Raw genomic sequence first — 26,180 nt, 5'->3', positions numbered from 1 at the left:
CGTTTATTTCAGCTTAGCGCGGTGACTTCGGCCAGTACCCGCTCGGCGTGTTCCTTCCGGCAGATCAGCAAGTCGGGCATGTAGACGTCGCTCTGGTTGTATACCAATGGGCTGCCGTCGATGCGCGAGCAGTGCAGGCCCCAGCCCCGCGCCACGGCGACTGGGGCGCAGCTGTCCCACTCGTACTGTCCGCCCGAGTGCAGGTAGATATCCGCCTCGCCGCGCAGGATCGCCATGGCCTTGGCCCCGGCCGAGCCCATCGGCACCAGTTCGGCGCCCAGCTTGGTCGCGACTTCAGTGGCCTCACGCGCGGGACGCGTGCGGCTGACCACCATGCGCAGCACCTCGGATGCAGGCGGCACTTCGCCCGGCTGGTCCGAGCGCAGCACTTCATCGAGACCCGGCAGAGCGACGGCGCCCAGCACCGGCTCGCCGTTCACCGCCATGGCGACGTGAACCGCCCAATCGGCGCGCTCCTCGCCATACTCGCGCGTGCCGTCGACCGGGTCGACGATCCACACGCGGCTCTGGCTCAGGCGCTCGGCGTTATCCTTTTCCTCTTCGGACAGCAGACCGTCGTCTGGCCGCTGCTGGCGCAGGGCGTGGACGAGGAACTGGTTGGCGGTCTGGTCGCCCGCCTTGCCCAGCGACTTGCCCTCGAACAGTCCCGAGGCTCGGACCTGCAGGAGGATCTTGCCCGCCTCGACCGCCAGCTTGGCAGCGAGGTCACCATCGTGTTCGATCGCCATCAGGCGTCGCCCAGGAGCGTGTTGACGATCAGCTCGGCCGCTTCCTCGGGGGTGATCGCGGTGGTGTCGATCCGGATCTCGGGGTTGCGCGGCGCTTCGTAGGGGCTGTCGATGCCGGTGAAGTTCTTCAGCTCACCCGCACGGGCCTTCTTGTAGAGCCCCTTGACGTCGCGGCTCTCGGCAACGCGCAGCGGAGTGTCGATGAACACCTCGATGAACTCGCCTTCGGGCAGCATCGCACGGACCATTTCGCGCTCGGCCTGGAACGGCGAGATGAACGCGGTGATCACGATCAGGCCGGAGTCGGTCATCAACTTGGCGACCTCGCCGACGCGGCGGATGTTCTCGATGCGGTCGGCCTCGGTGAAGCCCAGGTCCTTGTTGAGACCGTGGCGCACGTTGTCGCCATCGAGCAGGAAGGTGTGCCGATTCATGCGGTACAGCTTCTTCTCGACCAGGTTGGCGATGGTCGACTTGCCCGAACCCGAAAGCCCGGTGAACCACAGCAGCGCCGGCTTCTGGTTCTTGAGGTCGGCACGCTGGTTGCGGCCGATGTCGAGCGCCTGCCAGTGCACGTTCTGCGAACGACGCAGCGAGAAGTTGATCATGCCCGCAGCCACCGTGGCGTTGGTCATCTTGTCGATCAGGATGAAGCCGCCCAGCGCGCGATTGTCGGCATAGGATTCGAACACGACCGCCTTGTCGGTGGTCAGCTCCGCCACGCCAATCGCGTTGAGTTCCAGCGTCTTGGCCGCCATGTGCTCCATGGTGTTCACGTTGACGGTGTACTTGGGCTCCTGCACCGTGGCCGAGACCATCTGCGTGCCGAGCTTGAGCCAGTAGGCGCGCCCTGCGGTCATCGCCTCGTCGGCCAGCCACACGAAGGTCGCCTCGAACTGGTCGGCGGTCTGCGGCGGATTGTCGGCGGTGGAGATCACCGAGCCGCGTGAGCAGTCGATCTCGTCGGCGAAGGTTACGGTGATCGACTGGCCGGCAGTGGCTTCCTCAAGATCGCCGTCCAGCGTGACGACGCGGGTGATCGTGCTGGTCTTGCCCGAGGGCAGGACGCGGATCTTGTCGCCCGGCTTGACCGAACCGGTCGCGATCAGGCCCGAGAAGCCGCGGAAGTCGAGGTTCGGACGGTTGACCCATTGCACCGGCAGGCGGAACGGCTTGTCGGCATCGATCGAGCTCAGCACTTCGACGGTTTCGAGATGCTCGATCAGCGTCGGGCCGGTGTACCACGGCGTGTTCTCCGACCGGCTGGTGATGTTGTCACCCTTGAAGCCCGAAATCGGCATCGCGGTGAACGTGTTGATCCCGATCGAATGGGCGAACTCGGTATAGTCCTTGACGATCGCATCGAATACCGCGTGATCGTAATCGACCAGGTCCATCTTGTTGACGGCCAGGACGATGTTCTTGATGCCGATCAGGTGGCACAGGTAAGAGTGGCGGCGCGTCTGCACCAGCACGCCCTTGCGCGCGTCGATCAGGATCACCGCCAAGTCGGCGGTCGAAGCGCCGGTGACCATGTTGCGGGTGTACTGCTCGTGGCCGGGGCAATCGGCGACGATGAACTTGCGCTTCTCGGTGTTGAAGAAGCGATAGGCCACGTCGATGGTGATGCCCTGCTCACGCTCGGCGGCAAGACCGTCGACCAGCAGCGCGAAGTCGATGTCCTGGCCTTGCGTGCCGACCTTCTTGGAGTCGGCGGTCAGCGCATCGAGCTGGTCCTCGAAGATCATCTTCGAGTCATACAGCATGCGCCCGATCAGCGTGGACTTGCCGTCGTCGACGCTGCCGCAGGTGATGAAGCGCAGCATCGTCTTGTGTTCGTGCTGGTCGAGGTATGCGTCGATATCCTCGGCGATCAGGCTGTCGGTGACGTAGACAGCATCCTTGGTGTCGATATCGGACATCAGAAGTACCCCTGCTGCTTCTTGACTTCCATGCCAGCGCCGCCGGCATCCTTGTCGATGGCGCGGCCCTGCCGCTCGGACGTGGTGGTCAGGAGCGTTTCCTGGATCACCTCGGGCAGGGTCTTGGCGGTGCTCTCCACCGCGCCGGTCAGCGGGTAGCAGCCCAGCGTGCGGAAGCGGATCGAGCGCTCGACCGGCACTTCGCCCTCGCGCAGCGGAAAACGATCGTCATCGACCATCAGCAGCATGCCGTCGCGCTCCACGGTGGGGCGCTTGTCCGCGAAATACAGCGGGACGATCGGAATGTCGTTGAGGTGGATATACTGCCAGATGTCCAGCTCGGTCCAGTTCGAGATCGGGAACACGCGGATCGACTCGCCCTTCGCCTTGCGAGCGTTGTAAAGGTTCCACAATTCCGGGCGCTGGTTCTTGGGATCCCAGCCATGCGACGTGGTGCGGAACGAGAAGATGCGCTCCTTGGCGCGGCTCTTCTCTTCGTCGCGGCGGGCACCGCCGAACGCGGCATCGAAGCCGTACTTGTCGAGCGCCTGCTTGAGGCCTTCCGTCTTCCACATGTCGGTGTGGAGCGCGCCGTGGTCGAAGGGGTTGATGCCCTTATCCTTAGCTTCCTGGTTCTGGTAGACGAGCAGCTCCATGCCGCTCTCCTGCGCCATCTTGTCGCGCAGCTTGTACATTTCCTTGAACTTCCAGGTCGTATCGACGTGGAGCAGCGGAAACGGCGGCGGCGAGGGATAGAACGCCTTGCGCGCAAGGTGCAGCATCACGGCGCTGTCCTTGCCCACGGAGTACATCATCACCGGCTTTTCAGCTTCGGCAACGACCTCGCGAAGAATGTGGATCGCCTCGGCTTCGAGACGATCGAGATGCGTAAGTGTTGTCATGTGCCTCTTTCGATCTGTCGGTCGAGGCGTTATTACAGCTACGCGTCGCTTCATGACCTCCCAATTGGGAGAATGAGAAAGCATGAGCTGCTTTGATGGCTGATTACAGACGCTAAAGTCCCGACAAAGCAAAGCCGGCACATGCAAGCTCAAGGCTCGCCAGTTCATGGGCCCCGCTCCAATCGCGCGCTAAATACGCACAGGAAGCACTCACATTGCTTCTAGCGCTCCGAGAAATACGTCCACGACAGCCATAGTCTCCGCATGGCCCATTTGCACACCCAAGTGTTCTTCGCGATTGAGGGATAGACCGAGGCTGCTCGCGATGGTGGCGATAACTACCGGTGCCAAGCGCTGATCATTTGTCGCAGGCGGGAGGGCGGCGGTAATCGCATCCACCTGAATACGGCGGGACATCTCGATGAAGTTAATGACTTCACTCCGGAGATCCGGAATGCGGTGCGCAAGTGCTGTGTATTCGGAGATAAGGCGAGCATCGTGGGAGTTGTAGCAAAGCTGCCATAGCTCCCGCACAGATCGCTGCGACGCACTTGCGTCGCGCAGCCGCTGCAAGTCTCGCTCTGACGAGCGCTTGAACAGTGCGACGACAAGATCATCCATAGTGTGAAAATAGTAATAGACGAGGCGCTGCTTCACACCAATCCGCTCGGCGATGCGGCGCGAGGTCAACTCTGCATGGCCTTGCTCGCGCAGGATATCCTCCGCGCCGTCGAGCATCGTGTTCCAAACCTCTGAGCCTGGCGGGCCCATACGTCTAGCTGGTCCTGGCTTCGTCGTCGTCATCAATCCCTACCTTGAACATCGACCTAACCTGCCTGCATCCGAGCGTAAAGGTCGCGACATCCACGCCACTTGACACTACGACCAGCTTGCTAACAATATGACGAACAAAGATGGGAGAGAGCGATGGGCAACGATTCGGAGCGCCTTGCCGGCAAGGTCGCGATCGTCACTGGCGCAGGTCAAGGCATCGGCGAAGCGATTGCGATTGGTTTCGCGGCGGCGGGGGCGAAGGTGATCGTCACCGGCCGAACCGAGAGCAAATTGGACGAGGTCGTCGCGAAGATCTCAGCCAGCCGCGGCACAGCGATCGGCGTGGCGGCTCTCGCAGGCAACAAGGAGCATGCAGCGCTTACAGTCGAGCGCGCAATTGCCGAATGGGGCCGCGTCGACGTTCTGGTCAACAATGCACACACCTTCACCGACTACCTGCCTATCGAGGATCCCCGAATGGAAGAGAACTGCATGGTCGACATTCAGTCGGCCTTCTTTGGCTCTTTGCAACTTATGCAGCTGTGCCAGCCGCACATGGTCAAGCAAGGCGGCGGCTCGATTATCAACATGGGCACTGGGTTTTCGATCCGCTGCGAACCCGGCTTTCTCGCCTATGCCGCTACCAAGGAAGCGGTCCGCGTGTTGACGAAGACCGCCGCGAAGGAGTGGGGCAAACACAAGATCCGGGTGAACACGGTGCTCCCGTCTGCACTGACACCCAAGTCGATCTGGTACCTGGAAGACAGCGGCACCTATGACCAGGAACTGGCCAAGGTCGCTCTGGGCCGTTTCGGCGAGCCTCAGGATATCGCACCGACAGCGATCTTCCTGGCTAGCGACGACTCCGCCTTCGTGACCGGTCAGACGATCGGCGTCGAAGGCGGGACGACGATGCTTTGACCGTCATGAGCATGGAAGCACGGGTTGCCATCGTTACGGGCGCCGCATCCGGAATGGGCAAGGCAACAGCACTGCGCTTTGCCCGCGACGGTCACGCGGTGGGCGTCCTCGACATCGACGGTGATGGCGCAGATGCCGTCACCGCCGATATCATTGGGGCGGGCGGCAAGGCCGTCACCTTAAAGGCCGATTTGGCAGATCGAGGGCAAATCGAGGAAGCGGTGGCCAAGGCACGCGCCACGCTCGGTCCCGTCACGATCATCGTGAACAACGCTGCGCTCGAAAGTTTTGCTCCCGTCGCCGCCATTGTCGAGGCCGAGTGGGACAAGCTGATGAACGTCAACCTCAAGGGCGCCTTTCTCCTGATCCAAACGGTCCTGTCGGACATGGTCGCTGCCGGATGGGGTCGGATCATCAATGTGTCGGCCTTTGGCGCGCAAGTCGGGGCGCCGAATATGGCACTTTATACCGCAACCAAGGGCGGCGTGATCTCGATGACGCGCTCGATGGCGGTCGAACTTGGCCCGCAAGGCATCACGGTCAATTCGGTATCACCCGGCTTCATCGACACGCCGATGGCTCGACGCGCGATCGATGGTGATCTGTTCCCGGTCCCCTACGAACAGATCATCGCGAGCTATCCGATCCCCCGCCTCGGGCGCCCAGAAGAGATAGCCGCCGCATGCGCGTTTTTCGCCTCGGACGACGCTGGCTATGTCACGGGCCAGCTACTCGGCGTGAACGGCGGCACCGCCTTTTGACCGCGAATATCAAGAGAGAAACACGCATGAAGAAGTTCATCGATCACGTGTGCTGCGTGCGCGGGATCCGGCGCACCAAGAATATCCTGGGCCAGATCGCCGATATGAAACGCATCAAACCGTTCGTTTCGGCTCAAGGAGGCTAAGCCAATGGCTGTCACCGATGTTTCGAGCCACCCGCTTGCAGACCTCATCTCGCTCAGAGGCCGCAGCGCCGTCGTTACCGGTGGTGCACAGGGGCTGGGCAAGGCAATAGCTCGGAGGTTCGCGGAAGCCGGCGCTTCGGTGCTGATTGGCGACCTCAAGGTCGGGCAGGCCGAAACCGCTGCCGTTGAACTCAGTGCCAGTTACGGCACCAAAGTGATCGCAGCCGGGCTCGACGTGACAGACAGCGCCTCGATTGCCGCCATGGGCGCGCTGGCCGTCCAGGAACTGGGCGGCGTCGACATCTGGGTGAACAACGCTGGGCTCTACCCCAACGTCAGCTTGTTCGAGATGACGGACGAGGCCTGGGACCAGGTAATGGCGGTGAACCTGCGCGGAGTGTTCGCCTCCTGCCGCGAGGCGGCGCGTCGCATGATCGACGCCGGCAATGGCGGCGTCCTGATCAACATCGTATCGACCGCCGGCTTCGGCGGCGTGGCACCGGGCGTAGCAGCCTACGTCGCATCGAAGCACGGGGTCCGCGGGCTCGTGCGCCAACTGGCGATCGAGCTCGCCCCGCACGACATCCGCGTGCTCGGCGTGGCTCCGACCTTTTGCGAGACCGAGGGCAATACGGCGGCGCTAGCCGCCCTGCCCGAGCGTGTGCGTCAGGAAATCTCCGCGACCTTAATGTCCAAGCTGGGTCGCGTCGGCGTTCCAGACGACATCGCCCGTGTCGTCCTCTTTGCCGCCTCAGACATGGCGGCCTTCATGACCGGCAGCACCCTGCTCGCCGATGCTGGTGAGGTGGCCTGAACCAATGACCGACTTTTCACAAACCGATATCTACACGGACGTTTCGCTCGTCGACGATCCCTGGGCCTACTTCGAATATCTGCATGACCAAGGTCCCATCACGCGACTTCCGCATCGAAACGTCCTGGCGGTTACGGGCTTCGAGGAGGCGCTGGCGATCTACGCCGACACGGCGAGCTTCTCGTCAGTCAACGCGGTGACCGGCCCCCTCCCCGACCTGCCCTTCTCACCCAACGGCGATGACATCGCGCGAGCTGTCGCCGAATATCGCCCGCAGATCCCCTTCGGGCTGGAGGTTGCCGGGCTAGACGCACCGCTTCATGGCCCGCTGCGATCGCTTCTGATGCCGCTGTTTACACCGGGCAGGCTCAAGGCGATGGCGCCCAAGTTTCGCGCCGTGGCAGAAGAACTGATCGGTCGCTTCCCTGCGTCCGGCTCGGTGGAGTTTATCGGCGACTACGCCAATCCGCTAGCAACGCTGATCATCACCGAACTGCTCGGTATTCCGGCTGAGGATCGGCCGATCTTCCTGGAAGCGTTCGGCCAGGGAACGCCCGCAGAAATCGGCGCCTCGGTAGCGGACATCGCAAACAATCCACTAATGGCGATGGGCATGCGGATTGCAGGCTACATCGCAGAACGCCGGGCCGAGCCACGCGAGGATCTGCTCACCCAGCTTGCTCTGTCGCGCTTTCCTGACGGATCGGAGCCGACTCTCGAAGAAGCGGCGCGCGTCGCATGCTTCCTGTTCGGCGCGGGTCAAGACACCACCGTCAAGCTGCTCGGCAATTCCTTGCGCTTGCTGGCCGAGCGGCAAGACCTTCAGGCGAAGGTACGCGCTGAGCCGACGCGTGCACCTGATTTCGTTGAGGAGATGCTGCGCTACGAAGGGTCGATCCGCGCAAGCCACCGGTTGTGTCAGCGCTCGACCGAGGTTTGCGGCTATCCTATTCAGGCCGGCACGACGGTCTGGATCGCGAATCTTGCCGTCAACCGAGACCCTCGGCGTTTCGCAGACCCGAACACCTTTGACATGGACAGGTCTAAGCTGCGGGAACACCTTGCATTCGGACGTGGCACGCACACTTGCGCCGGCGCCCCGCTCGCTCGCGCCGAGACGCGGCTGAGCCTTGAACTTCTTCTTGAACGATTCGCCACCATCACCGTCGATGAGGGCAGGCACGGGCTCGAAGGCGCGCGGGTGTTCCACTACGAAAACAGCTACGTCCTACGCGGCCTTTCGGAGCTGCACCTGCGTCTCGAAGAGGCGCGCTAAAACGGCGTGAACTGGATGTGCAATTCGGCAAGACTACGGAAGGTGTAGGTCGGCTCGAAGCGGTAGCGACGCTCGGCTTCGGGCCCATGATGGTCCTCGGAAATGCGAATGTCCTTCACCCGCGCCAGCAGGCGCTCGATGGCGATCCGTGCTTCCATGCGACCGAGCGGCGCCCCCAAACAGCCATGAACACCGCGACCAAAGCCCATGTGGTCGCGCATGTGTGGCCGGTCGATGTCGAAGCATTCGGGATGCTCGAAGTGCGCCGGGTCGTTGCTGGCGGCGTTGTAGCAGACGGTGAGGATCGTGCCTGCGGGCACCTCGACCTCACCCAACCTCGTGTCCGCAAGCGCGAGGCGATAGGCGACCTTCACTGGCGCATCGTAGCGCAGCACTTCCTCGATGAAGTCCGGTATGCGCGCGGGCTCCGCCTGCAAGCGCTGCTGCAGCGACTTGTTCTCACCCAAGATCAGGATTGCCATCGCGATCAGCCGCGATGTCGTATCCTGACCCGCGCCGAACAGGAAGCGTGCGAGACCCGACACGATATCGAAATCCGGTGTCGACCCGTCTTTGAACTTCGCATGGATGAGATCTGACATGAGATCGCCTCGTGGATTGTCGAGCCGATCGCGCAGGTATTCATCAAAGCGCGGCTTCATGAAGATCAACGGGTCTGGTCCAACCTTGTGAACCGCATCGCCGTCGATCTGGCTGGGTGGCGCGCCAATCAACTCAAGCAGTTCGGCCCGGTCGTCCTCGGGAATGCCCATGAGATCGGAGATGGCGTAGATGGTCGTAGCGTGAGCGTATTCGGGCACGACGGAGCATTGGCCTGTGCTGATGAACCGATCGATCAGCCGGTCAGCCAGGCCGCGCAGATACTCTTCGTTCTGCTTCAGACGCTTGTATGTGAGCAGGCTTCCCAGCAGCATGCGATGCTCCTGGTGCCGCTTACCGTCCATGCAGACGAGATGATCGGACCATGGCAGTTCGCCTCGGTGCGCTTCCAAATGGTTACGAATGTCGCTGCCCTGGGGGGTGAACGGCAGCCCTGGAATCGGACCCACCACCGAGCAGGCGTTCGAGAACAGGCCCGTCTTGTCGTTGAGGATTTCGAGAGCCTCGGCAAATCCAGTGACCATCAGCGTACCGTGATAGACCTCGCGCTTGATTGGCCCTTGCGAGCGCATGAGATCGAAATAGCTTCTCGAATCAGCGATCACATCTGGATCGCTGAAGAAATCGGGCGCTGATGTGATCATGGGTAAACCCGGCTCTTATGCACGGAATGCCCTGTTGCAACCGTGCTCGTCATTATGTTAGCAGGCAGCTAGCACGGTTGTAAATGCCGAGGCGAGTGGGAGGACGTCATGAGCGAAGCGGCGACGAGCGCGTTCCATAAAGTGGCGTCGGGCCTCTATCTTGAGGGACTGGCAATAGACCTTTCGCGGGATGTCATATGGTACAGCGACGTGATCGCCGGCGGCATCCACGGCGCAAAGCCGGACGGCACAAAGGTCAGCTCGTTCAACGAAGGTCGCATGTGGACCGGCGGCGTGATGATGAACCATGACGGCGCGGTCTTGTCGACGGGCGCAGGTGGGATCATGTGGAACCACCCCGAGACCGGCAAAGCCGGCTGGCTGCTCGACCGCCTAGATGGTCAGCCGATCAACGGCATCAACGAGATGATCCCCGACGGTACAGGAGGCATATTCTTCGGCACCAACGACATTGAGATGGTAATTGAAGGGCAACCGACCCGCCCCACCGAAATTTGGCGACTGACCGCGGACCGCCGAGCCATCAAACTCGCCGACGGGATCGGCTTCACGAACGGCATGGCTTACGATGCCGAACGGCGCCGGTTCTACTGCAATGATACTTTCCTTGGCACCTGGGCGTTCGATGTCGCGGACGACCTGACGCTGCACAATCGCCAGCTGTTCCTTGCAAAGGAAGATGCCGACGGCATGGCGCTCGATGCAAAGGGCAACCTGTGGGTGACCGGTTTCCGCTCGGACTTCTTCACTCGCATTGCGCCCGATGGGACCACGCTCGACCGCTTTGAGACACCTGCCGGGTCCATTACCCAGCTGCGTTTCGGTGGCACGGACGTGCGTGATCTCTATCTCAACTCGGTGCCGGCAGACGGCGGCGACACCTTGAAGGAGGGCGGTGAGATCACCGCGCAAAACTCCTTCCTCTTGCGCGGCCGGTCCGACGTCCCCGGGCTTCCCATCCCACCTGCCCGCTTCGATCTGTCGAAAGGATAACCCGTGTCCGACCAAGCTCCCGTAGTTCTCGTTACCGGCGCAAGCCGCGGTGCGGGCAGAGGTATTGCCGTCGCGCTCGGCGCGCATGGCTGCACGGTCTACGTCACTGGCCGGTCGAAAGCGTCAGGCGACCACCCTCTACCGGGAACGATCTACGAGACCGCCGATGCCGTGACCCAAGCCGGCGGTAAAGGCATCGGCGTGGCTTGCGATCACGCCGACGATGCGCAGGTCGCAGCGCTATTCGCCCAGATCAAGAACGAGCAGGGCCGTCTTGACGTGCTCGTGAACAATGCGGCGGCGGTGTATGACGAGCTGACCATGCCCGGTAACTTCTGGGAAAAGCCGCTGAAGCTTGCCGACATGATCGATGTCGGCATTCGCAGCAGCTACGTCGCCTCCTGGCATGCCGCGCCGATCATGACGAAGCAGGACAAGGCACTGATTGTCTTCACCTCAGCCTCAGGCGCGGTGCACTACTCGTTCGGCGCGGCTTACGGCGCGCACAAGGCCAGTCTCGACAAGATGGCTCATGACATGTCGGTCGACTTCGCCGAGGCCAAAAGCCACGTTGCTGCGGTTTCCATCTGGATGGGTGCCGTGCTCACCGAAAGGCTTAAGATGGTCATTGCCTCCGATCGCGAAAAGTTTGGATCGTTGGAAGGCATATCGGAAAGCCCTGGGTTCACCGGAGATCTCATCTGGGCGCTATTCAACGATCCTGCACTGGCGCAGAAGTCGGGCAAGACCTTCATCGGTGCCGAACTGGGCCGGGAGTACGGCGTCACCGATCAGGGCCGCCAGCCGCCCTCCTATCGTGACACCCATGGCTCTGTGCCGTTCACCTATCAGCCGACGATCATCCGCTGATATCATGCCCATAGACACTGACACGCGCCGCCAAATCGAGACACGTCACGATGACGTGCTCGGCCAGCCACCTCGCATTGCTCCCGTAGACCGCCAAGTCGCAGCCGCTCAGGTCCAGGAGACCACCCGGCAGCTGATCGTCGGCGTTGGCGGCCCCGCCGACATGCCGCTACCGCCGGTCGACGCCATCCCGGAAATCATGTTCACGCTTTGCCGCTTTCCCACGCTGTGGCAGGCAGTGATGGACGTGACCGTGCCACTACAAGGGCCAGCGAGTACCCTGCCGCCGCGTGACCGCAAGCTGGCCATCTTGCGCACGGGTTGGCTTTGTGCGGCTCCCTACGAGTTCGGCGAGCATGTCGCGCAGGCCAAACGCCTCGGCTTCAGCGAAGACGAGATTGAAGCTACCACAACTGGCTCGATCGCTGCCCGATGGGACGAGCATGAGCGCGCGATCCTGCAAGCGGTCGAGGAACTGCACGAAAATGCGATGGTCAGCGATGGGACATGGAACACGCTCGCTCAGCGCTTCGACGACCAGCAGATGTTCGAACTCCTGATCCTGATCGGGCAGTTCACCGCAACGGCGTATTTCCAGAACTCGCTGCGCTTACGGCTCGAAACAAACAATGCGGGCCTGGCGGCGCGCTGATCGAAGAGGGAACATGAGCGAAGACATGGATATGACTGAGCTGAAGGCGACCGTTCGGCTTCTGAAGGATCGACAAGACATTCTGGACGTCATCGTGCGGGAATCCCGCGGGCGCGACCGCCACGATGCCGAACTCACGGCGAGCTGCTACTGGCCCGAGGGCGCGGACGAGCATGGCCCGGTTCCGTTTCCCGCAACTGCATACCCTGAGATCGCCAACAAGGGGCACGCGGCCGCTTTCGGAATGAACCAGCACAACCTGGCCAATCATACCTGCGAGATCGACGGCGAAATCGCATACTGCGAGACTTACGTCGTTGGCACGATGCTGTCACATGATGGCCTGACCTGCACGATCGCGGCCGGCCGCTATATGGATCAGCTGGAGAAACGGAGCGGCGAATGGCGCATCATGTGGCGCCGTTCAACCGTCGAGACCGCCATGCAGGGCGATGCCTCCTGGCTACACACGCAGCCGGTCAAGGGCTTCCTCAAGGGCACGCGTGACTGCGACGACCTTTCATACCAAAGACCTTTTGTAATTGGCGGGCCGGGTGCGCGCTGGTAAGCGAATATAAGCAAGGCGGCAACCGCGACCGCTAGCCGATAAAATCGATCGATGGCTCAAACGGGTCTGGGCGATCCAGCATCATCTGCGTTACAGCACTTTGCACGCCTGAGGTTACTGATCTGTCGCATGTGGCATAAACGGATCGTCTAAACCACGCACACCAGCCTCTTGTTCGATGCAATATTTAATTGCTTACCCTGAAGAAGGTGCACGCGCGCGCATCCATAATTCATGTCGTGCGCTAGCGACCACTCTGCAGACTTGATTTAGATGAACGAGCGGCGGCTTTCGGGCATGCCGTCGTGCCATCTGAACGACCGGAATGAGGGCGCCAGGCGCCCTCCCCCATCCTGAGCCCCCCTAACCTGCAGTCTCGGGTGGGCAGCTAGCGACCCAAAGGCAGTCAGCCGAGGCAAGTGCCGATTTCGCAAGCCGACATTCTGAGCCGGGTTTATGACACCTGCAAGCCCTTGGAGAGCTTTGCGGGAGCGAGGGTGTCAAAACCGACCGGTTCTGACACCTTGACACTACGATCTAGCGCTGCACGAGCTGGTCTAATCCCCCCGACGCGGTTTCCGCCACGGCGATCAGCCTTGCTTCCTCCCATCCCTCGCGTGCGGCGGACGACAAGCCGAGCATGGTCGTGGCGACGTAATCGGCGACGCGGGCCGGCGCCGGAATGTCGGATGCTTCGAGAAACGCCTGCACTCTACTGCGGTTCTCGCCTGCGATTTGCGTGGCGGCGATGCCCCACTCCGTCGCCCCCGCCTTGGCGTGTTCGAGGATGAGGCAACCACGCCGCTGCGGATGGGCGGAATAAGCGCGCGCCGCAGCCTCCAGCATGTCGCCTAGGGCAGTCCGGGGCGATTGGCCTGGGATCAGGAAGCGATCAAGCGGCACTACCGTTGTCGAGTAGCGCTGCAACGCATCCCTGAAGAATGCCCCCTTGCTGCCGAACGCCGTATAAAAGCTTGGCGGAGTGATCCCGATCGCCTCGGTCAACGCAGCCACGCTGACATTCTCGTAGCCATGCTCGTGAAACAGATGCTGCCCCGCCTCGACCGCATCGTCGAGCGCGAAACCGCGCGGCCGCCCCCGTGCTCTCTTATTTTCCTTATCAGTCACTATAAAATTACCTTGCCTTAGAAAGCGGTATTTATATAGTGGGCTCTAACGGAATTATCCACGCTTCCGATTGCTCTCCCAATCGGGGCGGGCATCTTAGCAATGCCAAGGACAATCATGCCGCTTTCCCTTACGCCCGGCCACGTCGGAGAGGAGTCCGGTCCGCGGACGGGCCTGCCGACCGCGGCGCTGTCCGGCCTCGCGGCCAGTGGCTTCCTGTGCATCGTCACCGAGACGCTGCCCGCCGGCTTGCTGCCGCAGATCGCGTCCGGCCTTCGGGTCTCCGAAGCCATCGCAGGGCAGCTCATTGCGGTCTATGCTCTGGGATCGCTGCTGGCCGCGATCCCGCTCACCAGTTTGACGCAAGGCCTTCACCGAATGCCTGTGCTGCTCGCCACCATCGTCTGCTTCGTGATCGGCAACACGTTGACGGCACTGGCCGGGTCGATCGCGCTCGTGTTGGTTGCACGGTTCGTCGCCGGATGTGCAGCGGGTCTCGCTTGGGGAATCCTCGCGGGCTACGCGCGCAGTATCGTGCGCCCCGATCAGACCGGGCCGGCGATGGCGGTCGCCATGGTCGGCGTGCCCCTGGCACTCTCGTTGGGTGTTCCGTTGGGAACGTTCCTGGGGAGCCTGGTGGGCTGGCGCGGATCGTTCCTGATCCTCTCGGCGGTCGGCATCGCACTGATCGGTTGGATCGTCGTGAAAGTGCCCGATGTCGCCGGTCGGACGAGCGAGAATCGCCCCTCGCTGCGTCGCGTCGTCGCCACACCGGGCATCATGCCCATCCTGCTTGTCATCCTGGCGTGGATGACGGCGCACAACATCCTCTACACCTATATCGCACCATTCGCGACGGCTGCGGCAGTGCGGGTCGATCTCGTCCTGTTGGCGTTCGGCGTCAGTTCACTGGCCGGTATCTGGATCGTTGGACGGCTGGTGGACCGGATGTTGCGCCGGCTAGTTCTGATCGCGATCGGATCGTTCGCGGCGGTCGCGATCCTCCTTACGATCGCCGGCGAACAGGGCATTGCCGTCTATGCAGGTGCCGTCATCTGGGGCCTGGGCTTCGGCGGTGCCGGCGCGATGATGCAGACGGCGTCGGCCGACGCGGCAGGCGATGGCGTCGATCTGGCACAGGCCATGGTGACCACAGCTTGGAACTTGGCGATCGCGGTCGGTGGTGCGCTTGGCGGGGCGCTGCTCACGACTGGAGGGACGCCGCTGCTGCCGCCAGCGGTCGCCACGATGGCGGTGATTGCCTTCGTAATCGCACTGGGTGCGCGCCGTTTTGCCTTTCCACCCGGTCACCGCGCCCAGCCAAGTCGCTGATAGGTTTCGAGAAACCATTGGACTCCCTGCAACTTGGTTCAATCGGGAAGTCTGCGGTGTCAAAACTGCACGGTTGTGACACCAAGAAACGGCGGCGTGCGACCGTTCCGATCTTAGAAGCCGTCTGGCGGGAAAGTCCCCACTTCATGTTGTTCGCAGAAGCCGCGGTTGAGATGAACCGACGTCCGCTTTCGGGCATCAGGCGTGGGATGCTGAGCGACCGGAATAGGGCGGGCTAGTGACCTCTCATGAAGCTTAACATCGCAGCGCCAAGCGGGCCTTAGATCAACCCACCACCCCAACATGTATGCACCTTGCCCCTCCGCCGCCCGCTGCAATCGTCAACCGGGCGTCAGCGGCCTGACGATACGGCTGTTGTCGGCAGCGCGGGTGGCCAATTCAACCGCTTCTTTGAGGGCGATAGGCGCCCTGCCCCACCTCCCTTGGCGCGCAAGTGAACTTAGGATTCGGGTTAATTGCGGTCATGTCTGCTTGTTCGCGTACCATGCGTCGATCGCTTCATCCGCCCGCTTGCGCGCGGGTGTAATGACGAGGCTGCGTGCCTTGAAGGGAGATTTGTTTCCCTGCACACCTGGCGCGCTAGAGCGGATACGCTGGGCGAGGTTATCAAGATAGGGCCGCCCGAGCTTTCCGAAAAGCGCGGCCTCCTCCTCCGTCATCTCAAGCAGGAACATGTAGTCCACCGTGCTGTAGCTGCACACCGTGTCTAGAAAGAGACGGCCATTCTCCTCTAGGAGGAACCAACTGTAGTGTTCGCCGTCCAGAGCGATCATCGCAATCTCCATTTGATGCACGAGACGCTCGGGGTATGCTGGCTAGACTTGGCGAACCGTAAGCGGAAGATACGAGAGAGCGACAGGCTGAGCGGGCCGCTATCCGTCTCGATCCCGCCGTGGCAGTGGCACCAGGCCGATCAGCCTGGCGATGTCTGCGGCCGCAGCCTCCAGATCGGCGGGCGGGTTGTAGCCCAACGCCTGATCACCCGGCCGTGCCCAGCGTATACCGAAGGGCATTTCCACGAGACCGGGTCCGATGCCCCTTCCCGCTATCGGAAAGGCCGGTACACCGATCCGGTCCAGCCTTATGCCGGAGCGCGACCGTTTGCGTCCATCGGGCCAAGTTGCGGTCGTGCCGGTCTCGTAGCCGCTAACCCACCCACTAAAATAGCTGCTCCCTGTCCCTTCCATGTAGATCATGTTCTCGGGCTGCCCCCGCATCATTGTCTCGGTTAGCCGGCCATCGCCACTTGGCACGCGTCGATATAGGATGCGATCGGTTACGCCAATTTCCGGGCTGGCGACGGTGAAGGCCACATCGTAGCGGAGAGCCAGAATGCGTGCGATCCCGGGTTCGGAGACGTAAACGCCCAGTACGCCCGCACCGGGTCCGAATCCTGCCTCAGCTTGGTCTCTCTCTTCAATGCGCACGCGCTCGGTGGCGATCTGTCGCTCTTCAAGCATGCGCGGCATGGCCGACAACAGCGCGCCACCTAATGGAAAAGTCCACCAAGCGGACGATACGCGGCCGAAAAGTGCCTCGACGCCGACGCCGATGGCGGCAGCGTACAGCAGCGCGCCCGGCCAATATTCGGCGCGCACGAGCCCCATCAAGACGCTGAGGCCTGGCACGGCCTGCAACCCGACCAGGATCGCCGCCAAGGGCAGCGCCAGAAGCGAGCGTGGCCATGAAGCTCCGGAGCCGTCCAGGATCATCGCCCCTCCTCTTCCCTTTGGCGACGGCAGAAGCGGACGCGGCCAGATCAAGCGAGATCTCTCCGTACCGGTAGCCCACCACCTTCCGCCGCCTCTCCGCAGCCGATATAGGCGAAGGCAGCCTCTGACCACTTGCGAGTACGCCGATGCTGATCTTGCCTCCCTTGCTCCTGACCGTCACGCAGCGGGAACCCTTCATGAAGGCGACCGCGGCCGACGTCGCGCTCATTCGCGGCATTCCGCCGCTGGAGGTGCCTGAAAGCTACCTCGAGTTCATTACGCGGTTCGGATACTGGAGTTTTGATCCGCTCGATGATCCGTGCGAATTTGAATACGAGTATCGCGAGCCGGAATTCGCGATGTCGTTCGCCGACAGTGTCAAATCCTTCATGCATGCGGAAAAGGTAAACGCCTATTATACTGGCTTGGTCGTGGAGGACGATGATGACCTTCCCAAGTTCCCGCCGTTTATGCTGCCGATCTGCTCCAACCCTGGCCAGAGCCACGTTCTGCTGGAATGCGGCGGCGAAAGCGATCGGGTGTGGTTCTGGGAGTTCCAGGGCGACGCTTGGGGCAAGGGCAACAACGTGCGCCTCGGCTTCGTCGCGCAGACATTCCAGGATTTCCTTAACAAGCTGCGCGTGCCGATCGACTGAGCCTGCACGTGGCGAGAAATCTCCCTACAATCTTCGGCCATACATCTCCTGTCCGGTCCTTCGCAGAACGCAGGATCACTCAGGGCGCATCACCATGCAATTGCGGTCAGTGCAGTGCGATGGTCTGGTTGCCGAAAGCCTGATCCGCGTCGCTCCGTCGGATGCAAACTTTCTCGAGACATTCCGCTGGCTTGGTGAAATCAGACGGGGTGAGACCAAGCCGATTATAGCGAGGGATCTGTAATCCTGCCCAAAGCCAAGCAAGGGCAGCCGCAAACCCAGACGCTGACATCTAGTGCGTGCCCCGCGTACAACGAAGGATGAAACATTGCCACGCATGAGACACCGAACTTGGCTGATTTCCTTTGCCTGGCTTTGCAGCGTCTTCCTTTTGGCTCTGGCATCTGCGTCGACAGCATCCCCTCAAATCGCTGGGCGATACGGGCAACTTGCCATCGCTGTGGTGAAGGACCGCGTTCATGGCGTGTTCGCCGAAGGACGCATCGGCAACGGTAACGAAGAAAGCCCGCAGTTCAGCTGCCTGTTCCTTCTCGAAGGCCGCCTTGATGGCCGCCAGGCGAAGGTCGTGACCTGGTTCCCTGGAGAGCGAGAGCGGATCGCCGGCACTCTTCGTCTTGGCAAGGATCCAAGCTTGCAACTCGACGAGAACCATGGAGGCTGTCTGATGACGAGCGGTGACATGAAGGACAAACCCTTCACGCTCGATCTGGACGAGCCTCGCGCGGATTGGATCGGAGCCGGGCTCATCACAGCGAAACAGGCGGTCCTACGCGGCGAACCCGATGCGCGCTCGCGACAGAAGCGCCCCCACCTCGTGAAATTCGACGCTATCGCCGTTCTGGAGAAACGCCCCGGCTGGGTGCGAGCCGAATACCTCGGTTCTGAAGGTCGGCCCATAAGGGGCTGGCTCCGCGACAGCGAAGTGGCGGCAAGTGTCCCTGCGTTGAAATGAGCATCCTGCGACGACCGACGTGGCGGAATGACACGAGGTTCGTTGTCTTCGTCGGCCTCGTGGTAGCAGCTTTCGCGCTCGTGCCCGCGGGACGCCTCGCTTGCAAAACCCCCTACCTGACGGAGCTTTCGCCCGACGGACGGTGGCGTATCGACGTCTGCGGGCGTCCCCGCATGATCGCCATGCCGGGAAGCGGATCGGATGCGCCTGGATGGATCGTGCTGCGGGACAGACATCATGCTATTCGCGGCGTCTCCGATCTTGCGATGCTGCAGCTCTACGGCGCCACGTCCGGCGAAACCCGTTGGGAGAAGCAGGCGGTGGTCCGGGGCATGGTGTTCGAACTGCCGCTCGATCCCGCCAGGGACGGATTGTCACGCTGGTGGGACGAGCGGATTTGGCGCTGGCGTGCGCTTCTTGGCCTTACACCAAGCGACGAGGAATTGAGATGATCCGGGTATCGTTGCCGGTCTTCAATCCGACACTGGCCCCCTAACCGAGGATGCTGTCTGTGGTTGTTCACAGATCAAGCGACGCGCAACTGCGAACCTTTTCGGGCTCGGGCAGTTTGTAGCCACGGGCCAAAAGGGGAGTAGCGACATGACGCATAGAGGCGGCGGTGCGGCACGTTTGTGGCAGCGCATCGACATCTACGTGCTGGTTATCGTGTTCCCGCTGCTGCTCTTGGGTGTAGGCCTTTGGGAGCGTACTCGGGCCACAGAAGCACACGAGCTTTACGCAAACGCGGCGCAGAACATGGCTGCAAGCCGGGACAACATCCGCGTACTTGCGGCTCGTGAGCCGAATGCGATGATCGAGGCCGGAGGACGGGTGCTGACCGCCTCAATGGCCCTGGCGGAGCTCGACAACCTGATCCCCATGGCGGAGCGAGGAACCTGGCTCTCGAAAATCCGCCAGCCCATCGCCATCGCGACCGTTCTTGGCGGAGGTGTGGCGTTTTTGGCGGGGTTGACGGGATTGCTGCTGTCGGCACAGGCCGGACATGCGGCACGGCGCTCGCGCGATCAGCTGATCGCCAGCTTCTCGCGCATCCACAAGCTGCTTCCGCTGATCCTTGGCACGCTGATGGTGGGCATCGCACTGGGTCTTGTCGGCATCGCCGTGTTCGAGACGATCAGCATGTGGTTCTGGGACCGCGTTTCAGGCAACATGCTGAAGTTGGCCGTGTTCGGATTGCTGCTGGCGGGGCTCGCCATCTTCGGAGCGATCCGCGCGATCCTGGGCCTGCGCGACATCTTCTCGCTTTCCAGGATTGAGCCATTCGATGCCAGGGGACGCCGGATAACCGAGGAAGACGGCCCTGGATTGTGGCGGTTCGTTCGCGAGATCGCGCGTAAGCAGGAAGCAACGGCACCGGACGCAATCGTCATCGCACTCGACGGCGGCTTCTACGTGACAGAGCATCCCGTTCGACTACTTCCTGAACAGACGGTTTTGGAAGGCAGGACGCTACATATCCCGGCACCTTATCTCGAGTTCTTCGACGAGGATGAGCTTGCCGCTGTGATCGGCCATGAACTCGCGCATTTCGTCGGCGAGGACACGACCTACAGCCGCCACTTCAACCCGATCTACACCGGCCTTGAACGCGCGATGCTGGCCCTGCACGAAGCGTCGACTAAGGGCTTCGCGCTCAACCCCGCTTTCCGGCTGGGCGCCCACATGATGGACAGCTTCGATCATGCGGTGAAACATTGGAGCCGCTTGCGTGAATTCGAGGCGGATCGGCTGAGCAGCCTCGTCAACGGTCCGCGCTCCGTCGCCTCGTCGCTGCTTCGGTCGAGCGTGGTCGCACCGGTGATCGATCACACCCTGGACCGGCGCTTCCAAGATCCGGAAGAAGGCGATGCCGACTTGGTGGCGCAGATGGTCGCGGCGGTCGATACCCGCGGCTGGCCGCCGACGCGCGAACATCTGGACGATCGTGCCGCGCACCCCACCGACACGCATCCTTCAACGCCGCACCGCGTCGAGAAGCTGGCAATCGCGCTGGACGACGATCTGATCGCCCACGCCACCCGCCGCCCTGCCGCTGGCGGAACGGCACCGGGCTCGCTGCTTTTCGCGGATTGGCTGGCTGTTCGCCGGCAGCTAAGCCTGGATTTCGACGCACACGTCCGCGAACTCAAAGCCACGCACCGTGCCTATCTCGAAAGCGCCGTGGCTGCGGTCGGCGACGAGACGGTCACCCTCTACGAGAATGTCGGGCCGATGATCTGGGTGATGGGGATCGTCGCCGCCCTATTCGGTACCGGCGCGATCATCATACTGGCCATGGTGAGCCGGCAGACCCTGGAGCGCGAACCAATCGCCTTTGCGATCATGTTCGGCATCTGCCTGTTCATGGCTGTCGGCTTTGGCCTCTATGGGTTGAGGTTGCGTCGTCAAAGCCATGAGCCGGTGATGGCGCTCACGCGTGATGCGCTGGTGACGCCACGTCTTGCCCAGCCCTTGCGTTGGCAGGACATCGCCGATTACCAGGTGCACGCCGGAAGCCGCTTCGAGCTGACCTGTCTGCTCACACCTGAAGCTGCTTTGCCAGAACGGGCAGCACGCCGCCGCAGAACGCGGATCGACTCCAAGAAACGACAAGTCGTGATGCAGTGCTTCGGTATTCGCGGGATGAAGCCCCAAGCCTTCTCCGATCTCATCGGCCGCTATCTCGAAGCGTCGTCGGCGCGAGCCGCTCTTGCAAGCCAGACCATCGGAACAGACCAAGCTTCAGACACCGCTCTCGTTAACTGAGGGCCGGCAATTCACACCGCGCGCCTGTGCGCACCACGAGGGGACGAGCATGAAAACGATGTCTAAATTGGGCACCATGGCAACCGCCGCGACGCTGTCGCTGGTTCTGTCTGCCTGCGGTGGCAAGAGCGAGGACTCCGACGCGGCTGCCGCCATGCAGCAGGCAGGCTCGATGAGGGGAGCCCCCATATCCGGCGGCGGCGCAGCCAAGGTCGCCGCTCCGACGTTGGCGCAAGGCCCCGATGTCTGCTTCAAGGCGATCGCCAAGCACATCGGCGCGAACACCAAGGTGTCGGAGATTACGTCCTTCTTCAGCTCGGGACCGGAGATCGACTCCAGCAGTACCGAGCCGCAAGGACAGCTGACCACCTGCTCCGTCCAGTACCAGAACCCCGACGATCCGCGTAAGCTGCTGGGCACTCGCCTGGATATCGCGACCGGACAATTCGATAAGCCATCTCCGGTCGAGATCAGCGTGTCGGGCGGCAACGCGGCCGAGTTCAAGCTGGACGATTATCTAATCCCGCTGTCGCAGCTCAACCCGACAGCGCTGACGGCCATCATGGACTCTCAGAAGGCAAGGCTATCCGGCGTCTACGGCAAGTACGCCTGGACGGGTGTGCGCCTTTCCAGCCCCGACGCGTTCAGCCAGACCCACACGCTGCGCCTCGATGTGGAAGGCCGCTTGGCATCTAACGACATCAAGGAGAGTGGCTACGCCTCGATCACCCCGGACGGGAAGAAGATCACCACCAACTACCTCCTGCCCTGATGCTGCGCTTTTCGGCCGGGCTCATGCTGCTAGCGCTACCGGCATGTGGGCAAAATCCGCCTGAGCCGGAGCCCGAGCCGCGTCCTGAATGGCAGGGCGCGGCGGTCGATGGCATCGCGCCCTTGATGACCCCGCAAGCGGTTGCCAAGGCGCTGCAGCGGCGCGGATACCGACAAGTGGCCTGCACACAGGATCGCCCGGTCAAGGCCGACATGCTGGTGCGCGGAGACGATCCCGGGTGCTTCGAGTCCATGGCTCGGCCGATGCGCGTCCGCCTGAACTTCTTCGAGCTGAATGAGGGGCGCAGGCTGGCGATCGTCAACTTCGACGAGCGCGATGCTCATGCTCGAACCCGTCAGCAACGCCTCGACTCCAGCCGCAACCTGGCACGGCGTCTTCGAAAGCATTGGGGCAAGCCCCTCACCATGTCGCAGGATGCGCGGTTCGTAACGCTGTACTGGGGGCGGCCCGGCGGATCGCCCACCCTCCCGGATCTGGTCAGCACGACGGTGAGCGCGGATCTGGGCGCGAGCATCACGATGACCAGCTTCTGGGCCTACGGTCAGCAACGCGGACCAGCCTGACGCGCATGATCTGATTTGGCTTAGAATACCGGACAGCATGCCAGACGGCACCGCCTGATTTCTCGCGCTTGTTCTGGCAACCGCCTCGCACTTGGGGCAACGTATGTCGCGAGGAGATCCTGCTGATGCCAGACGAAACCTTGTCGCGTCCGGAGCGATCGCCGGGAATCAAGCTGCTGTTCGTGAGCTTGGTGGCCATTATACTCACACTTCCGCTCCTGCTGATCTACGCGCTTGTCTACGATCGCCAGGATCAATCCCGGACGGCGCAGGCCGCCATCAATTCAGGGTGGGGCGGCGCTCAGGTGCTTTCCGGTCCCATCGTCGTCGTACCGTTCCGGACGACCCAGACACAAAACGAGACGGTCGACGGCAAACAGGTCAGCCGGGTCGTGGAAGTGGAGCGGTTGCTCTACATCTCTCCCGTCGACAACCGCGTGACCACGCGCATCGATCCCCAGGAACGACGCAAGTCGATCTATCGCTCGGTCTTGTTCACCGCCCAGGTCAAAGGCACAGCGACGTTCCGGCTTCCAGCCGACCTTGCCCGCTTTGGCGTGACTCCGGAGCGACTGCTGTGGGACCGCGCCGAAGTGCGAGTGGGAACGTCGGACGCGCGCGGCTTGACCGCTGGCGGATCGATCCTGGCGAACGGCCGGCCACTCGAAGTTCAACCGGGCAAGGGGCCGGCCGCATCGGGGGGCCAAGGCTTTTTCGCGTTTCTGCCCTGGTCCGGCGAAGGCAGTCTGCCGGTGAGCTATGCCTTGAACGTGCGCGGCAGCGGAGGCATCAGCCTCGTCCCGCGTGGTGGCCTGACCCGATGGACCATCTCCTCGAGCTGGCCGAGCCCCAGCTTCTCCGGCTCGTTCCTTCCAGACAAGCCGCGCATTTCGAATGCAGGGTTCACCGCCAGCTATGCGATCGACAAACTGGCGCTCGGGCAACCGCCGGTGTCCATGCAAGATCTTGGCGCACCTTCGCTCGGCAGCACCGATGACTCGACCAGAATGATCCAGGTGGCCGAGCAGCCTGTGTCATCCTCCGATATCGCGGCTGGTGGAGCCCAGGAGGTGATTAGCGGCGCCAGCCATGCAGTCAGCATCGACCTGATCGAGCCGGTAAATCTATATGCCAAGGTAGTCCGCTCGGTGAAGTACGGGTTCCTGTTCATCGGCTTCACGTTCCTGGCGTTCTTCCTGTTCGACGTGGTCGGCACTGCCCGCGTCGCGGCGGTCGAGTACCTGCTGACGGGCGCTGGACTGGTGCTGTTCTTCGCCCTGTTGCTCGCCTTTGCCGAAGTGATCGGCTTCACGCTGGCCTATGTGCTGGCAAGCGCGGCGGTGATCGGCCTGCTGACCGCCTACAGCGCCGCCGTGCTGAAAAGCTGGTCACGCGCGCGGTTTATCGGCGCGTTGCTGGTCGGGCTTTATGCCTTGCTGTTCGTGCTGCTCAACCTGGAGGCCTGGTCGCTGCTGATCGGCTCGATCCTGCTGTTCGTGGCGCTCGGCGGCGTCATGTACGCGACGCGCGGGGTAGACTGGAGTTCGGTCAGCCGCCCTCGCCCGAAAGCCGAAGCGGCGCCGCAAACCGCGGCTTAGACCGTGCGCACCGGAGGCGCTGCTGCCGTCAGGAAAGTAGCCGGCGCAAGGCCGCAATGGTCGTCGCACCCTCTTGGGAGGCTCGCTGCGACAGCGCCTCGTCTGGCACCAGCGTCCGGTTCTTGCGGTTCCATCGCAGGACCACCGGCTCACGAACGAGCGTGTTGGGCGATGCTGCTTCGTAGACGATGCCGACAAGCACCGTGTCGCCGCTGGCGATCAATCCGGTGGCCAGGGCACGTCCGCAGGTTTCGGCCTCCCAGTTGCCGCTGCCGATCGTGGGAACAAGCGTCGTCCTGCCGTCCTGCACCAGCGCCATGAAGCATCTCATGGTGACAGCGTCGGGTGCCTGGCCCTTGCCAGCGACAAGAGTGGCGACGTGGCGGCCACGATCGACGATGCGGAAGGACTGCGACCTGTTGATGGTCGCGGACGGCATACCTCGGGTAGCCTGGCGAACAGCCATGATCGCGGCATCGTCGGCGCCAGCAGCAAGTTGCGGCTCGTGGGCCTCGATACCCAGCGCTGCCGCTGCGCCCACTGAACTGCATACCAAGGCGGCGGCCATCGGCGTCAGCGATCTCAGCGACATCCTTTCACCCGGTGGATGCCGCCGCACCTAGCGCGCGTCCCAGGTGATGATCGCCCGCAGCTGGCGGGTGCGCTCCTGCGTCAGTGCGGTCGTGCATTGGTTGTAGGTGAACGGCTGCATCGATCCGCCCCGCCATTCGTAGCTTTCGATCTGGCACTCCGCATCTCGGTACTTCAGCCAGGCGCGCTGCGAGGCGAGCAGCGCAGGAGCGAAGCCCAGGTCGGAACGCGTCGTTGCCGGCTCCTCGCGATCGGAGCGCCGCATCTGTGCATAAACTTGCTTCCAGACCTGGTTCATCTCCGCATCGGCGCGCTCGGAGACTTGCGCCTGGCACATCGTCATCGCCGTCTGGCTCGGTTTGTCCCCGCAGTTCGCGGCGGCGGCTAGGATCATTAGAAAGGCCGACATTTCAAGCTCCTAAGTAGCCGCTAACCGGCGATTACGTCTATGTAGCGCTTGTGAACCCACCCCGACGGGCACGGTCCACGATAAGGCCTGGCGCGCGCGATCGCCGTCGTCACACCGCACTCCTGCGAGGCACCTGCGGCGGCATACACGACGCCCAGCCACACGCCCTTCTCCTGGCAGATCGAAACCACCTGCCCGCCGTGGAGGCGCGCGATTTCGCGGAAGTGCTTGCCGCCGGGGCCGCTGCGAACGGAAAGGAAGTTGTCTGCCTTGGGATCGAGCCCCACCACTTTGCCCTGCGCGGCGCAGGCGTCCGTGATCGCATCCTCGCCGACGATGACAGGCACATCATGGACTTGGGGAGCCTGGCCGTGAGCGGGCCCGCACAAGGCCATTATACCCAGCGCACTCAGGATGGCGTTCGCGATCTTACGGGTCTGCATCCGAAATGTTCCTTGTGCCGGCGCCTACTCAGGCCTGCCGTCGATGATGCTTTGCGCCAGTCGGGTGTAGTACGCCGCCGAAGCCTGATTGCCTTGCCGCTGGAACCAGCGCGCGGTGGCAAGCGCGCCTGCGTGGGCCTGCTCGAACGCGCGGTCGTCCCATTCAGGATGCAGCCCGCCGTTTGGTACCGCCTTAAGGCTTTCGTCGAAGGCGACGGCAAGCATCCACCCGCCAGCCTTCAACATGAGCAATCCTTCGGCTGGTCTACCTTGGTGCATTACGCCGGCAAAGAAAGCATAGGGCTCGCCAGCACCGCCGCGCAAGACGCCCAGCCCGTCCGCTGCACCATGCGGACATTCTCCCAGCCAGCGACCGGGAGCAGCGTCGAGATCGGCGGGGGCTTCGAAGCGGCAGGAAGTCGCTGGCGGAAGGGGCTCTGCGGCGTGTCCGGCGGCAGGCGCCATCGCGAGGGCGATGAACCAGCCAGCAGCACTAAGCGAGCGGAGTGAAAAGCGATTGCGGATCATGTTACCGCAAGTTTCGCGCCGGCGATCCGTTCC

The 26,180-nt window shown here is 62.5% G+C and carries 28 protein-coding genes; 16 read left to right on the top strand and 12 right to left on the bottom strand.

The window, feature by feature from the left end:
• Positions 1 to 8 precede the first annotated feature (8 nt).
• The 4 genes from ACXJ1Z_RS15685 to ACXJ1Z_RS15670 form a co-directional block, all read right to left on the bottom strand.
• Positions 9 to 749 (bottom strand): 3'(2'),5'-bisphosphate nucleotidase CysQ, encoded by a 741-nt coding sequence (locus tag ACXJ1Z_RS15685; RefSeq protein WP_463777903.1) that lies wholly within the window; start codon positions 747 to 749, stop codon positions 9 to 11.
• A complete protein-coding gene (gene cysN / locus ACXJ1Z_RS15680) occupies positions 749 to 2,671 on the bottom strand; it encodes a sulfate adenylyltransferase subunit CysN (RefSeq protein WP_463777902.1) in 1,923 nt (640 codons plus the stop codon). The genes ACXJ1Z_RS15685 and cysN overlap by 1 nt, the downstream gene beginning before the upstream one ends.
• Positions 2,671 to 3,573: a sulfate adenylyltransferase subunit CysD gene (gene cysD, locus ACXJ1Z_RS15675; protein ID WP_463777900.1), complete on the bottom strand. Its 903-nt coding sequence runs from the start codon at positions 3,571 to 3,573 to the stop codon at positions 2,671 to 2,673. The genes cysN and cysD overlap by 1 nt, the downstream gene beginning before the upstream one ends.
• Before the next feature lie 210 nt (positions 3,574 to 3,783).
• Complete coding sequence (locus ACXJ1Z_RS15670; protein ID WP_463777899.1) at positions 3,784 to 4,311, bottom strand: TetR/AcrR family transcriptional regulator; 528 nt, start codon at positions 4,309 to 4,311, stop codon at positions 3,784 to 3,786.
• A 189-nt stretch (positions 4,312 to 4,500) separates the two neighbouring features.
• Here ACXJ1Z_RS15670 and ACXJ1Z_RS15665 point away from each other — a divergent pair, with 189 nt between their 5' ends.
• The 4 genes from ACXJ1Z_RS15665 (at position 4,501) to ACXJ1Z_RS15650 (ending at position 8,265) form a co-directional block, all read left to right on the top strand.
• On the top strand, positions 4,501 to 5,268 hold the full coding sequence (locus tag ACXJ1Z_RS15665) for an SDR family NAD(P)-dependent oxidoreductase (protein WP_184244691.1): 768 nt from the start codon (positions 4,501 to 4,503) through the stop codon (positions 5,266 to 5,268).
• Positions 5,269 to 5,273: 5 nt separating this feature from the next.
• The gene (locus tag ACXJ1Z_RS15660; RefSeq protein WP_463777898.1) at positions 5,274 to 6,029 is read left to right on the top strand and encodes an SDR family NAD(P)-dependent oxidoreductase; all 756 of its coding nucleotides are present in this window, start codon (positions 5,274 to 5,276) and stop codon (positions 6,027 to 6,029) included.
• Between the two features lie 150 nt (positions 6,030 to 6,179).
• Entirely contained in the window at positions 6,180 to 6,989 is an 810-nt protein-coding gene (locus tag ACXJ1Z_RS15655; RefSeq protein WP_463777896.1) for an SDR family NAD(P)-dependent oxidoreductase, read from the top strand.
• Between the two features lie 4 nt (positions 6,990 to 6,993).
• Positions 6,994 to 8,265, top strand: a complete 1,272-nt coding sequence (locus tag ACXJ1Z_RS15650) for a cytochrome P450 (RefSeq protein WP_463777895.1) — start codon at positions 6,994 to 6,996, stop codon at positions 8,263 to 8,265.
• On the opposite strand, the gene ACXJ1Z_RS15645 is transcribed toward ACXJ1Z_RS15650, so the two are convergent.
• Positions 8,262 to 9,530 (bottom strand): cytochrome P450, encoded by a 1,269-nt coding sequence (locus ACXJ1Z_RS15645; protein WP_463777893.1) that lies wholly within the window; start codon positions 9,528 to 9,530, stop codon positions 8,262 to 8,264. The two genes, ACXJ1Z_RS15650 and ACXJ1Z_RS15645, sit on opposite strands and share 4 nt — an antisense overlap.
• Before the next feature lie 108 nt (positions 9,531 to 9,638).
• On the opposite strand from ACXJ1Z_RS15645, the gene ACXJ1Z_RS15640 reads away from it, so the two are divergent.
• The 4 genes from ACXJ1Z_RS15640 to ACXJ1Z_RS15625 are packed head-to-tail and all read left to right on the top strand — an operon-like array spanning position 9,639 to position 12,634.
• A complete protein-coding gene (locus ACXJ1Z_RS15640) occupies positions 9,639 to 10,544 on the top strand; it encodes an SMP-30/gluconolactonase/LRE family protein (RefSeq protein ID WP_463777892.1) in 906 nt (301 codons plus the stop codon).
• A 3-nt stretch (positions 10,545 to 10,547) separates the two neighbouring features.
• A complete protein-coding gene (locus ACXJ1Z_RS15635; RefSeq protein ID WP_463777889.1) occupies positions 10,548 to 11,414 on the top strand; it encodes an SDR family NAD(P)-dependent oxidoreductase in 867 nt (288 codons plus the stop codon).
• Positions 11,415 to 11,418: 4 nt separating this feature from the next.
• Positions 11,419 to 12,066, top strand: a complete 648-nt coding sequence (locus ACXJ1Z_RS15630) for a carboxymuconolactone decarboxylase family protein (RefSeq protein WP_463777888.1) — start codon at positions 11,419 to 11,421, stop codon at positions 12,064 to 12,066.
• A gap of 13 nt (positions 12,067 to 12,079) precedes the next feature.
• Complete coding sequence (locus ACXJ1Z_RS15625; RefSeq protein ID WP_463777886.1) at positions 12,080 to 12,634, top strand: nuclear transport factor 2 family protein; 555 nt, start codon at positions 12,080 to 12,082, stop codon at positions 12,632 to 12,634.
• 537 nt (positions 12,635 to 13,171) lie between these two features.
• Here ACXJ1Z_RS15625 and ACXJ1Z_RS15620 read toward each other — a convergent pair.
• A complete protein-coding gene (locus ACXJ1Z_RS15620) occupies positions 13,172 to 13,762 on the bottom strand; it encodes a TetR/AcrR family transcriptional regulator (protein ID WP_463777885.1) in 591 nt (196 codons plus the stop codon).
• 117 nt (positions 13,763 to 13,879) lie between these two features.
• On the opposite strand from ACXJ1Z_RS15620, the gene ACXJ1Z_RS15615 reads away from it, so the two are divergent.
• Complete coding sequence (locus ACXJ1Z_RS15615) at positions 13,880 to 15,094, top strand: MFS transporter (RefSeq protein WP_463777883.1); 1,215 nt, start codon at positions 13,880 to 13,882, stop codon at positions 15,092 to 15,094.
• A gap of 482 nt (positions 15,095 to 15,576) precedes the next feature.
• Here ACXJ1Z_RS15615 and ACXJ1Z_RS15610 read toward each other — a convergent pair whose 3' ends face one another.
• Both ACXJ1Z_RS15610 and ACXJ1Z_RS15605 read right to left on the bottom strand, forming a co-directional pair.
• A complete protein-coding gene (locus ACXJ1Z_RS15610; RefSeq protein WP_463777882.1) occupies positions 15,577 to 15,888 on the bottom strand; it encodes a hypothetical protein in 312 nt (103 codons plus the stop codon).
• A 99-nt stretch (positions 15,889 to 15,987) separates the two neighbouring features.
• Entirely contained in the window at positions 15,988 to 16,827 is an 840-nt protein-coding gene (locus tag ACXJ1Z_RS15605; RefSeq protein WP_463777881.1) for a hypothetical protein, read from the bottom strand.
• Positions 16,828 to 17,024: 197 nt separating this feature from the next.
• Between ACXJ1Z_RS15605 and ACXJ1Z_RS15600 the strand changes: the two genes are divergently transcribed.
• The 7 genes from ACXJ1Z_RS15600 to creD all read left to right on the top strand — a co-directional run bounded on the left by ACXJ1Z_RS15600 (position 17,025) and on the right by creD (position 24,176).
• Entirely contained in the window at positions 17,025 to 17,483 is a 459-nt protein-coding gene (locus ACXJ1Z_RS15600) for an SMI1/KNR4 family protein (RefSeq protein WP_463777879.1), read from the top strand.
• A gap of 463 nt (positions 17,484 to 17,946) precedes the next feature.
• Complete coding sequence (locus ACXJ1Z_RS15595; RefSeq protein WP_463777877.1) at positions 17,947 to 18,456, top strand: hypothetical protein; 510 nt, start codon at positions 17,947 to 17,949, stop codon at positions 18,454 to 18,456.
• Between the two features lie 173 nt (positions 18,457 to 18,629).
• Complete coding sequence (locus tag ACXJ1Z_RS15590; RefSeq protein ID WP_463777876.1) at positions 18,630 to 18,908, top strand: hypothetical protein; 279 nt, start codon at positions 18,630 to 18,632, stop codon at positions 18,906 to 18,908.
• A gap of 148 nt (positions 18,909 to 19,056) precedes the next feature.
• Complete coding sequence (locus ACXJ1Z_RS15585; RefSeq protein ID WP_463777874.1) at positions 19,057 to 21,222, top strand: M48 family metallopeptidase; 2,166 nt, start codon at positions 19,057 to 19,059, stop codon at positions 21,220 to 21,222.
• A gap of 49 nt (positions 21,223 to 21,271) precedes the next feature.
• Positions 21,272 to 21,994, top strand: coding sequence for a hypothetical protein (locus ACXJ1Z_RS15580; protein WP_463777873.1), 723 nt, complete (start codon positions 21,272 to 21,274; stop codon positions 21,992 to 21,994).
• A complete protein-coding gene (locus ACXJ1Z_RS15575; protein ID WP_463777871.1) occupies positions 21,994 to 22,578 on the top strand; it encodes a hypothetical protein in 585 nt (194 codons plus the stop codon). The genes ACXJ1Z_RS15580 and ACXJ1Z_RS15575 overlap by 1 nt, the downstream gene beginning before the upstream one ends.
• A 125-nt stretch (positions 22,579 to 22,703) precedes the next feature.
• Positions 22,704 to 24,176 carry a cell envelope integrity protein CreD gene (gene creD, locus ACXJ1Z_RS15570; protein WP_463777870.1) on the top strand — a complete coding sequence of 491 codons (1,473 nt, stop codon included), beginning with the start codon at positions 22,704 to 22,706 and terminating at the stop codon, positions 24,174 to 24,176.
• Between the two features lie 28 nt (positions 24,177 to 24,204).
• Here the strand turns inward: creD and ACXJ1Z_RS15565 are convergent, their stop codons facing one another.
• From ACXJ1Z_RS15565 to ACXJ1Z_RS15550, 4 genes are read right to left on the bottom strand one after another with little or no spacing between them, the layout of a single operon-like run.
• Positions 24,205 to 24,768: a hypothetical protein gene (locus ACXJ1Z_RS15565; protein WP_463777868.1), complete on the bottom strand. Its 564-nt coding sequence runs from the start codon at positions 24,766 to 24,768 to the stop codon at positions 24,205 to 24,207.
• A 27-nt stretch (positions 24,769 to 24,795) separates the two neighbouring features.
• Positions 24,796 to 25,176, bottom strand: coding sequence for a lysozyme inhibitor LprI family protein (locus tag ACXJ1Z_RS15560; RefSeq protein WP_463777866.1), 381 nt, complete (start codon positions 25,174 to 25,176; stop codon positions 24,796 to 24,798).
• Positions 25,177 to 25,196: 20 nt separating this feature from the next.
• Entirely contained in the window at positions 25,197 to 25,619 is a 423-nt protein-coding gene (locus tag ACXJ1Z_RS15555) for an SH3 domain-containing protein (RefSeq protein WP_463777865.1), read from the bottom strand.
• Between the two features lie 24 nt (positions 25,620 to 25,643).
• Positions 25,644 to 25,844: a hypothetical protein gene (locus ACXJ1Z_RS15550; protein ID WP_463777864.1), complete on the bottom strand. Its 201-nt coding sequence runs from the start codon at positions 25,842 to 25,844 to the stop codon at positions 25,644 to 25,646.
• Positions 25,845 to 26,180: the final 336 nt, after the last annotated feature.

This window comes from Novosphingobium sp. TK46 (assembly GCF_055361525.1).
Note: the sequence above shows the minus strand (reverse complement) of the source record. Positions and strands in the feature narration are given on the sequence as shown.

Bases quoted from the DNA above. Each gene is read 5' to 3' on its own strand.
- ACXJ1Z_RS15640 (WP_463777892.1), top strand. From the start codon at position 9,639: ATGAGCGAAGCGGCGACGAGCGCGTTCCATAAAGTGGCGTCGGGCCTC.
- creD (WP_463777870.1), top strand. From the start codon at position 22,704: ATGCCAGACGAAACCTTGTCGCGTCCGGAGCGATCGCCGGGAATCAAG.
- ACXJ1Z_RS15630 (WP_463777888.1), top strand. From the start codon at position 11,419: ATGCCCATAGACACTGACACGCGCCGCCAAATCGAGACACGTCACGAT.
- ACXJ1Z_RS15580 (WP_463777873.1), top strand. From the start codon at position 21,272: ATGAAAACGATGTCTAAATTGGGCACCATGGCAACCGCCGCGACGCTG.
- ACXJ1Z_RS15600 (WP_463777879.1), top strand. From the start codon at position 17,025: ATGAAGGCGACCGCGGCCGACGTCGCGCTCATTCGCGGCATTCCGCCG.
- ACXJ1Z_RS15610 (WP_463777882.1), bottom strand. From the start codon at position 15,888: ATGATCGCTCTGGACGGCGAACACTACAGTTGGTTCCTCCTAGAGGAG.
- ACXJ1Z_RS15550 (WP_463777864.1), bottom strand. From the start codon at position 25,844: ATGCTTGCCGTCGCCTTCGACGAAAGCCTTAAGGCGGTACCAAACGGC.
- ACXJ1Z_RS15655 (WP_463777896.1), top strand. From the start codon at position 6,180: ATGGCTGTCACCGATGTTTCGAGCCACCCGCTTGCAGACCTCATCTCG.
- ACXJ1Z_RS15565 (WP_463777868.1), bottom strand. From the start codon at position 24,768: ATGTCGCTGAGATCGCTGACGCCGATGGCCGCCGCCTTGGTATGCAGT.
- ACXJ1Z_RS15685 (WP_463777903.1), bottom strand. From the start codon at position 749: ATGGCGATCGAACACGATGGTGACCTCGCTGCCAAGCTGGCGGTCGAG.
- ACXJ1Z_RS15590 (WP_463777876.1), top strand. From the start codon at position 18,630: ATGATCGCCATGCCGGGAAGCGGATCGGATGCGCCTGGATGGATCGTG.
- ACXJ1Z_RS15575 (WP_463777871.1), top strand. From the start codon at position 21,994: ATGCTGCGCTTTTCGGCCGGGCTCATGCTGCTAGCGCTACCGGCATGT.
- ACXJ1Z_RS15645 (WP_463777893.1), bottom strand. From the start codon at position 9,530: ATGATCACATCAGCGCCCGATTTCTTCAGCGATCCAGATGTGATCGCT.
- ACXJ1Z_RS15560 (WP_463777866.1), bottom strand. From the start codon at position 25,176: ATGTCGGCCTTTCTAATGATCCTAGCCGCCGCCGCGAACTGCGGGGAC.
- ACXJ1Z_RS15615 (WP_463777883.1), top strand. From the start codon at position 13,880: ATGCCGCTTTCCCTTACGCCCGGCCACGTCGGAGAGGAGTCCGGTCCG.
- ACXJ1Z_RS15665 (WP_184244691.1), top strand. From the start codon at position 4,501: ATGGGCAACGATTCGGAGCGCCTTGCCGGCAAGGTCGCGATCGTCACT.
- ACXJ1Z_RS15585 (WP_463777874.1), top strand. From the start codon at position 19,057: ATGACGCATAGAGGCGGCGGTGCGGCACGTTTGTGGCAGCGCATCGAC.
- ACXJ1Z_RS15555 (WP_463777865.1), bottom strand. From the start codon at position 25,619: ATGCAGACCCGTAAGATCGCGAACGCCATCCTGAGTGCGCTGGGTATA.
- ACXJ1Z_RS15625 (WP_463777886.1), top strand. From the start codon at position 12,080: ATGAGCGAAGACATGGATATGACTGAGCTGAAGGCGACCGTTCGGCTT.
- cysD (WP_463777900.1), bottom strand. From the start codon at position 3,573: ATGACAACACTTACGCATCTCGATCGTCTCGAAGCCGAGGCGATCCAC.
- ACXJ1Z_RS15605 (WP_463777881.1), bottom strand. From the start codon at position 16,827: ATGATCCTGGACGGCTCCGGAGCTTCATGGCCACGCTCGCTTCTGGCG.
- ACXJ1Z_RS15670 (WP_463777899.1), bottom strand. From the start codon at position 4,311: ATGCTCGACGGCGCGGAGGATATCCTGCGCGAGCAAGGCCATGCAGAG.
- ACXJ1Z_RS15660 (WP_463777898.1), top strand. From the start codon at position 5,274: ATGAGCATGGAAGCACGGGTTGCCATCGTTACGGGCGCCGCATCCGGA.
- ACXJ1Z_RS15650 (WP_463777895.1), top strand. From the start codon at position 6,994: ATGACCGACTTTTCACAAACCGATATCTACACGGACGTTTCGCTCGTC.
- cysN (WP_463777902.1), bottom strand. From the start codon at position 2,671: ATGTCCGATATCGACACCAAGGATGCTGTCTACGTCACCGACAGCCTG.